Source organism: Caldivirga sp. (assembly GCF_023256255.1).
GTDB lineage: Archaea > Thermoproteota > Thermoprotei > Thermoproteales > Thermocladiaceae > Caldivirga.
The window spans coordinates 1-8065 of record NZ_JAGDXD010000038.1 but is presented as its reverse complement, the minus strand read 5'-3'; the positions used below and the strand labels follow the sequence as shown (position 1 = coordinate 8065).

Annotated in this window: 6 protein-coding genes; 4 read left to right on the top strand and 2 right to left on the bottom strand. The window is 41.3% G+C overall.

Translation table 11 applies throughout. From position 1 onward, the window contains the following. A partial coding sequence (locus Q0C29_RS06055) for an ABC transporter substrate-binding protein (RefSeq protein ID WP_291999763.1) occupies positions 1-2131 on the bottom strand: 2131 nt, incomplete at its 3' end. A 96-nt stretch (positions 2132-2227) separates the two neighbouring features. On the opposite strand from Q0C29_RS06055, the gene Q0C29_RS06050 reads away from it, so the two are divergent. The 3 genes from Q0C29_RS06050 (at position 2228) to Q0C29_RS06040 (ending at position 5701) form a co-directional block, all read left to right on the top strand. Then, on the top strand, positions 2228-2920 hold the full coding sequence (locus tag Q0C29_RS06050; protein WP_291999762.1) for a helix-turn-helix domain-containing protein: 693 nt from the start codon (positions 2228-2230) through the stop codon (positions 2918-2920). Positions 2921-3035: 115 nt separating this feature from the next. Further along, positions 3036-4976 carry a beta-galactosidase gene (locus Q0C29_RS06045; RefSeq protein ID WP_291999761.1) on the top strand — a complete coding sequence of 647 codons (1941 nt, stop codon included), beginning with the start codon at positions 3036-3038 and terminating at the stop codon, positions 4974-4976. Between the two features lie 251 nt (positions 4977-5227). Next, the gene (locus Q0C29_RS06040) at positions 5228-5701 is read left to right on the top strand and encodes a hypothetical protein (RefSeq protein WP_291999760.1); all 474 of its coding nucleotides are present in this window, start codon (positions 5228-5230) and stop codon (positions 5699-5701) included. 51 nt (positions 5702-5752) lie between these two features. On the opposite strand, the gene Q0C29_RS06035 is transcribed toward Q0C29_RS06040, so the two are convergent. Beyond that, positions 5753-7324 (bottom strand): glycosyl hydrolase family 28-related protein, encoded by a 1572-nt coding sequence (locus Q0C29_RS06035; protein ID WP_291999759.1) that lies wholly within the window; start codon positions 7322-7324, stop codon positions 5753-5755. Between the two features lie 84 nt (positions 7325-7408). Here Q0C29_RS06035 and dcd point away from each other — a divergent pair, with 84 nt between their 5' ends. Then, positions 7409-7945 carry a dCTP deaminase gene (dcd, locus tag Q0C29_RS06030; protein ID WP_291999758.1) on the top strand — a complete coding sequence of 179 codons (537 nt, stop codon included), beginning with the start codon at positions 7409-7411 and terminating at the stop codon, positions 7943-7945. The last annotated feature ends 120 nt before the right edge of the window (positions 7946-8065 follow it).

The window sequence follows — 8065 nt, the reverse complement described above, 5'->3', positions numbered from 1 at the left end:
ACGTTACTGGAGTATACGGAATATGGAAGTACGAAGCAACACACTGTTGAATGGATGGACTTGGTGGTATTCCAAGGAATGTTGCAATCTCTTGTAACCTAGGATTAGTCCAGAGTGAGCCATTGGCAATGGCCTCAGCTAACGGTGGTATCTCACCCTTAGGCACGAAGGCGCCGAAGTATGTTGAGAATACTGACATGGAGTTCCAACCCCAGTTTGGACCCATGACAACTATAGGGTATATTAATGTCTCTGTTGCTAAGGGTGGTAGGCACTTGTAAATATAGTTCGGATCAAACATGTAGTATGCGTATTGCACGAATAGGTTTCTTGATGTGTAAGGTATTGCTGGTACAAAGTAGATCTCCCATGCAAAAAATGTCTTAATTAATTCATTGTAATCTGATGTTCCTGGGTAAGCAGTTTGGAATGCAGTCCACCAATTAGTGAAATTTATGTAGCCGAGTGTTGAGTTAACACAAGATACAATGGTACCATTAGGTATCCTTAAACTAACGCCATATGGTGTCTGCAGTGAAGGCATATAAACTGGGCTACATGTGCCATTAGGCCACTGGAATGGGTAGGGTGTGCTCATACCCTTAGGCGATGGGAAGAGAACAGTCCACCACCACCATATGCCTCCCATGTATAGAGGCATGCTTAAATAGGTACCAATCATTGGCCATGTGGGAGCAGCCTCAAATTCACCTTCAGAAATGGTAACACTTACCCATGTACTAACCTCTTGACCTATAAATGTTACATCAATACCAAAGGCCTTTAGTTGCTCAGCTATATTCATAGCCATAGTATTCATGTCTGTAAACCCTGATCCTGATACGAATTCCAGCGTTAATTTTGTTCCATTTGGTGTATACCAGTATCCGTTAATCTTCTTGAAGCCTAAGCTCTCAAGAATCTCAGTAGCCTTAGTTAAATTATATGTGCATTTACCTAACTCTATGTACTTTTGCAACTCTGGTGGAAATGTGCTAACAGACTCGACTGGAACAGATACTATATAGTCATTAGGTACATAGGATGGTATACCCCATGATGCAGCTACTTCAGTTGTATTCACAGCATAACATAATGCTAACCTAACCTGCCTCATGTTAAATGGGTAATGATAAGGATTAATAACTACAGCATCCCACCAATAGACTGGTATGAGTGCATCTAATATACCGCTCTTATTTAATATCTCTTGTTGTTGCATTGAAAGACCTACAGCACCCGCATTGGCTTTGTTAGCCAAGAAGGCGGTCATATCTTGCGCATTACCACCAAGCCAATCAATCTCTATTATTGGTGCGTAATATTCCCATGAGGCTAATGGATATATCTCATACCACTTAGCTAATAGTGGAATACCATTGAAATACATAGGATCAAGTTTGAACTTTCCTGCTGTTGAACTTATATAAGTCATGTAGTATGGCCCTAATCCCCAGTATGGTACTACGAATTTAGTTATATTGTTTGAACCAAACGCCATTGCTTGCGTCCAATTCATTGGCTTTAAGGCATTAACTATTGGTTTCCATACTGCATATGGCACATCCATCCATGTTGAAAGCACCCATGTTGGTATCCACGGTGACCATCTTTGGAATAGGAATTGTATTGTGTAGTTATTAATGATTCTAATGTCTTCGTCGGCAAGTGATTGGTTAATGTATGGTACATACCATCCGAATGCCTTCATTCCAATGTAGAACTCAGCGTAAACATCCCAAGCAGTGAACTCACCTAAGATAGCTGAACCATTAAACCAATAGAAGCCGGGCCTAAGGTAAACAGTCAAGATACCAGAACCATTAGGCAAAATCTGAACAGTCCAATTCCTAGCCAAAACAGGATAGAACTGACCAGTGAGTGGATTATAGTAAGCTAGCGGTGAATAAGGCTTAAGTTTACCTATTACATTGCTTGGTGCATAAGGATTAAATATAGGAGTACCTGGAGCATAAATAATGGGTGTTTGAGCAGCGACAACCCACTCATACTTACCCTCATAAGTAATGGGAGAAATCGAATATTGAGCATAGGCTACATCCACGCTATATACAGTTAACATTATCATTACTACCGCTACTGCTAGTAGGATGTATGATTTAGCGTTCATAGAATTAGTTAGTATTTGCTTTTATTTATTCCTTATGCCGAACATGTTTGGTTTCTCTGAATAAACTTTATAATTCTGAATAAACTTTAACTTATAATGGTTTGGAGTGTTTTTAGCGTGTCTTTGGTTCATGATGATTGGTCCACCTTGACTAGTGGGTTTAGTGGAATTGATGTTCATGTTATCTCCTCAACTCCAGTACCTGGTAGGGATAGGATTATTGCGATGGTTAGGGTTAGTTCAAGTAATGCTAAGTCACTTAAGGAGTTTCTTAATAATGTTAGGCTCTTCCACAATATCAGGAATCTTGAGATTATTGATTCCTACTCGTTTAAGGGTAGGTCAATAGCCTTAGTGAACCTCTTCACTAACTTTAAGGGTAGTATTACTGAGCTTGTGGTACTCAGTGACTCTTATAAGTATGATGAGCGCATGTATGATGGTATGGAGCATTGGTTAATCTTAACCAGCATGAGGCCAAGTGACCTACTTGATGAGCTTAAGGAGAGGGCTGATGTTAAGTCGTTTAAGTGGTTTAACACTAATGATGCTGCATCTAGGGTGCGTAAAGTAGCCTTAACGAGTAGGGAGGTGGAGGTGCTTGAGAAGGCTTATGAATTAGGCTACTTCAATTGGCCTAAGGACATTAGCCTAAGTGAGTTAGCTAAGGTACTTGGGGTTAGTAAGGCTACTTTAACCCAGGAGTTGAGGAGTATTGTACGTAAGTTGGCTTTAAGGGAGGTAACTAGGATTCGTGAACACAATGCCTTAGCACGCCTATTTGAATGATTATTTTCTTATAGTTAATTTAATTACTTGAACCTATTTATGGTGCATTACTGATGAATGCTTGAGGGTATTGGTGCTTGTTAAAGTTTTAAAGACTACATGAGCTTAACGTAATGTGGTTAAGCACGTAGTTGTGGGTATTGAGAAGGGGTTTAGTAAACATGCCAATGCTGGTGAATTGCTTAGGTTGCTTAAGGATGCTGGTGTTACTAGCCTTGAAACATATGTTCTTTGGAGGGATGTTGAGGTTAATGAGGGCAAGTACGTTTTTGATCTCTTTGACTCTGACTTAGAATTAATGGAGAAGTACGGCATTAGGTGGGTTCCATTCATAGTGATTGGGCCATGGTACAGTACACCAGACTGGTTCCGTAATTCTGACAAGTCTGTTACAAGTGTTTGTCTTGAGCATGGTTTACCAAGCGGTAATCAATCAATATGGAACCCTAACCTTAAGGATATTATTACTAGTTTCCTTAACGCCTTCAATAATCATTACTCAAGCAAAATGAGTAATATTGAATCAATATTGGTGGGAATATCTGGTGATTATGGTGAGGCAATACAAACAGTTATAGGTAATTGGCCTGGTGAGTATCATGGGCATAGGGGTTATTGGGCAGGTGATCCCTATGCGGTGGCTGATTTTAGGAGGAGTATGCTTTATAAGTATGATTCAATTAATAGGCTTAATGAGGCTTGGGGAACTAGGTACTCTACGTTAGATGAGGTTAAGCCGTTTACACCATTAAGTGCGCCATCAAGGAGAGCTGCATTAGACTTCTGGCTGTGGTATAAGGATTCAATGTCGAAGTGGGCTGATTGGTGGCTTAAAACCGCATCATCAATAATTAAGGGCATTGACATTTATCTAGTGACTGGTGGGGTTGATGAACCTGAACATGCCTCATTATTCAGTGAGCAGGTTAAGATCGCTTCTAAGCATGGTGTTGGTGTTAGGATAACTAACGAGGCTAGTAGCTTTATTCACAACTTCCTAATAACTAGGACAGTATCAGCAGCATCAAGAATATACGGCACCTACTACTCCACTGAGCCAGCAGCAGTCGTTACTGAGAGGGGTATTGTTGGTAGATTGTTTAACGCGATTTCTGGTGGTGCTCATGCGTTTCATGAGTATTTAGGTAATTTAATTAACTTCACTTCGGAATCAGTATCACCTAAACCAGCCTACATGAGACTTACCAGTAATAGGAGTTTAATTGGGTATGATTATAAACCAGTGGTTAAGGTTGCCGTAGCCTACTCTCAATTAGCCAGGGTGCTTGATGGTTGGTGGTTCAGTGAATCTAATATACTTAGCCTTGACTATGTAAGGAGTATTGTTGATTTTGACCTGGTTGACGAATACCTGATTAATGATGCGTTAAGCAACTACAGGTTCCTCATAATTCAATTCCCATTGAGAACCAGTGAGCACACGTTGATTAAGATACTTGACTGGGTTAGGAGTGGGGGCGTCGCAATAGTTTCATCAATACCAATGGATATTGATGGTGACTCATCAATGTTTAAGGATGCCTTAGGGATTACTGAGGAGGTTACTGGAATATCTAGGGTAATATTCAAGACTAACCTAGTTAATTTAACTGGGGTTTATAGTGTTGGTAGGTCATTTAGACTTATAAATGACCCCTCAATAACAGTGCACGTATTACTGGATTATAAGCCGAATGACGTTAAGGCTGTAGTATGGTCGAGAAGGTATGGTAACGGTTACTTAATCGGTTACTCAGGTTCAACGAGTCCAGCGCCAGGTAGCTGGATGAATGAAAGCGACATATACTTCACGCTAATTAAGAATGTGATCTATAATACTGAGTTACTGGGGCCAGGTATTGAAAGTTTAAGTAAGCCATATGACCCAATACCCATTAATGGACTATACCCGACAATCCTCAATGATGGTACGTTACTGATATACAACTCAACGGACTTAGAGAAGGAAATTAACATTTCAGGGACGCCATTGAAGGTGCAACCTAATTCAATAATTAAGATACCTAGAGTAAAATTAAATTTTAACAATTATTGATTCTACTCTATAATAAGTAATACTCTTAGATTCTATCCTAGCTACTTCTTTATTGATCTTTATTATTATTCCTATTCATGTAATTGCAGCCCCCTCAGTTTACTTAACCTACCCACTTCTCGGCGGAACCAGACGCAAAGGCGCATTAATCTCAGAAATCAATTCAATCTTTTTACAAACTACCAATTAGCAAATTAAGTTCACAGTTACGAAGTATTTAAATAGATTAAGCCACTAAGTAGAATTTAAGTATGAATAAGCTAATACCAGCGCTAGTAGCCTTATCCGTGGCTTTGGCGGTTTCAGTAGTCTTAGCCATAGATCACACTTTAACCTACGTAAGCTTCAGTATAGTTAACCCATCAGGCGGCGAATACTTCAGCATACAGCCAATATACCTTAATTTAGGTAACTTAACGGTTGGTGAATCCGGCTCCACTTCAGCTTCAGGCCTAATGAAGGTTAACGTTGAGGGGACATACGAGTTCAGTCTGGCTCATGAGGACCTATTGAGCCACGAGTTCTCGGTATTCAACGTAACGGTTACTGTAGGTAGCCACAGCTTCACCCTGAGTCTAAACAACGATGACTACAAGGTATACCTCACCCCAGGAACCTACAACGTTAACATTAAGGTAACGTACGTTGTTAACCCCACAGCCGAAAACACCACGGTGGTGAACCTACCGGTTATTGAGGTTAATTCTGAGGAATCTAGCTCCTAAAGCTATCTAAAATTAATAAATGATTTATTGCCTTGAATTAATTGTCCTTCATTATGAGGAGGGCATTGGTGGGAATGTGCCGGCGTAGTAATATACCGTAACTTCACCCTGCTGTGGTTCATTGATTACTATATCGAAGGATTCACTATCAACGTTATCAACAGCCACCTTAGGTATGTTCCCATTGGTTGCCTGAGGAGTTAACAGTACGTAGGTTGGCTTTAACCTTAACCCATGTTTCACAGTAACCTTAACCTGACCAGGGGGTATTGTGGCGTAACCCTTAGTAGCCCTTCCAGGCTCGTACATGGAGTACATGTTGTCAAAAACAGAGTATGCGTCACCAGCGTATATGGCTGGCCTTGTGGCTTCAGTTAATGGGTGTTTAACAATGGTTAACCCATAGATGCCAGCTGTATGTGGTGGTGTTGCGCTCATTCTAGTTATCCAAGGCATTATGATTATGTTCTCCCATGCGCTATCATTAAGGATACTGCCGAATGGCGCAGTTATTATGTTGGAGACCGTTGGTACGCCATACTGGTTATCCATTAAGTGCACTGTCCACGCCTGCCCAGACCAGGAGAAGTGGAAGTTGAAGAAGCTATCTTGAACACCCACAAGCCTAAGAGCCTCCTCCACTGGTCCCTCAACATCAATACCGTACATTGATACTTTAGATAACCCATCGCTTCTACTTGTCTTATTCTCAAGTAAAATACCAATACCCTTACCCTCAGCATTAAGCATGTTGACCTGAGGCCTTATGAAGACCATGAATCCCAGGGCATTTTCCACAGCCTCAAGGTGAATAACACCCTCAGTGTATAGTGGGTTCCCAACAGCGTAGACCTCGGTGAACACTGAGTTGCCTCCATCCCAATTACCATTATTGTTTATTAAATACATAAGCTTACTACTTGGGTTAAGTATGCCTTGAATATTATTAACCAGTAGGTGCTCAAAGTTAGTAATCCTTAATCCAGCTTCAGTTGGGTAATCCAGGAATATGTTACGTATTACTGAGAAAGCGATTCCAAGCGCATTAGGGGAACCAACATTAATGGCATTCCTGAAGTTCCTAAAGCCCAGGTTAATCAGGTTTACGCCTATTAAATTGTCTCCAACTAAGGCATCGAAGGTACCGTCACCAGTGAATACCGTGCCACCGTAAATCACACTATTAGGCCAGTCAGGTGGTGCTGGGTAAACATTGCTTCTCACCGGATAGACGCCAACTATGGATACTCCTGAACTTAATGTTACAGGCCTTGAGAGTGAGTATTGGCCAGCCTTCACGTATATTACACCTTGAGTATTCTCATTGGCTACGGCATTTACCGCGCTTTGGATAACATCACTGGCGTCTAAGCCTTCGTAATCCACATTGCCGTTGTTACCGTTCCTAGCGTAAACCCTACCGTAGGAGTCCTGGTAAATTATATATGATGCTGAGTTTTGGGCAATTGACTCAACATGAGTTAAGTGGGACTCCAATTCATTAACCTGCGTCAATGCTCTATTACCCGTGTATCCCCCCATAGCGCCTAAGAAAAGTGCACCACCGCCGAGGACTAATGAAGCCATTATTCTTCTACGCTCGGGGTTAGTGGAATTAACCATGGTTAGCTTGCCTCCTTAATACTTTTAACATTAAGCTTACACTGAGTAATAGTTTTTAATAGTTCACTCATTAAGGTACGTTTAATGATACTTGCCAGGGGTGAGATACTTAAGCTCATTAAGGATGGCTCCCTAAGCATAGAGCCCTTCACTGAGGATGTGGTTAGGGAGAATGGCTTAGATTTGAGGGTTGGTAACGAGTACGCAATATACGCCTTCGAGAATCAGGTAATTGATCCCTGTGAACTTGAGTCCACTAGGCACCTCTTCAGTATTGTTGAGGCTAAGGATGGTAGGATAATTATACCACCGAGGAGCTTCGCCTTATTAACAACAATGGAGTATGTTAAATTCCCAAGGGACATAATAGGCTTCTGCAACCTACGCTCCACCCTAGCCCGATACGGCTTAGGCGTACCACCGACTATAATTGATACTGGGTTTGAAGGTAACATAACCATTGAGGTCATCAATAATAGTGGTAATTACGTTGTTCTAAGGCCAGGTATGAGGTTCCTCCACGTAGTGTTGGCTAAAACCATAGGTGAGGCTAAGTATCAGGGTAAGTACCTTGGACAGAGGGGTGTAACACCACCCAAGGGGCTTAAAGGTGAATGCTAATTAAACGTAACCTCGTGTGAATTCCAAGTGATGGTTCTACTTTCACCTCTTCGTTTGTCTCCTGATGTTTAAGGGGCTTGGTCCTCGGCCATTGGCTGAGCTTGATGGCCTGTGGGTCAT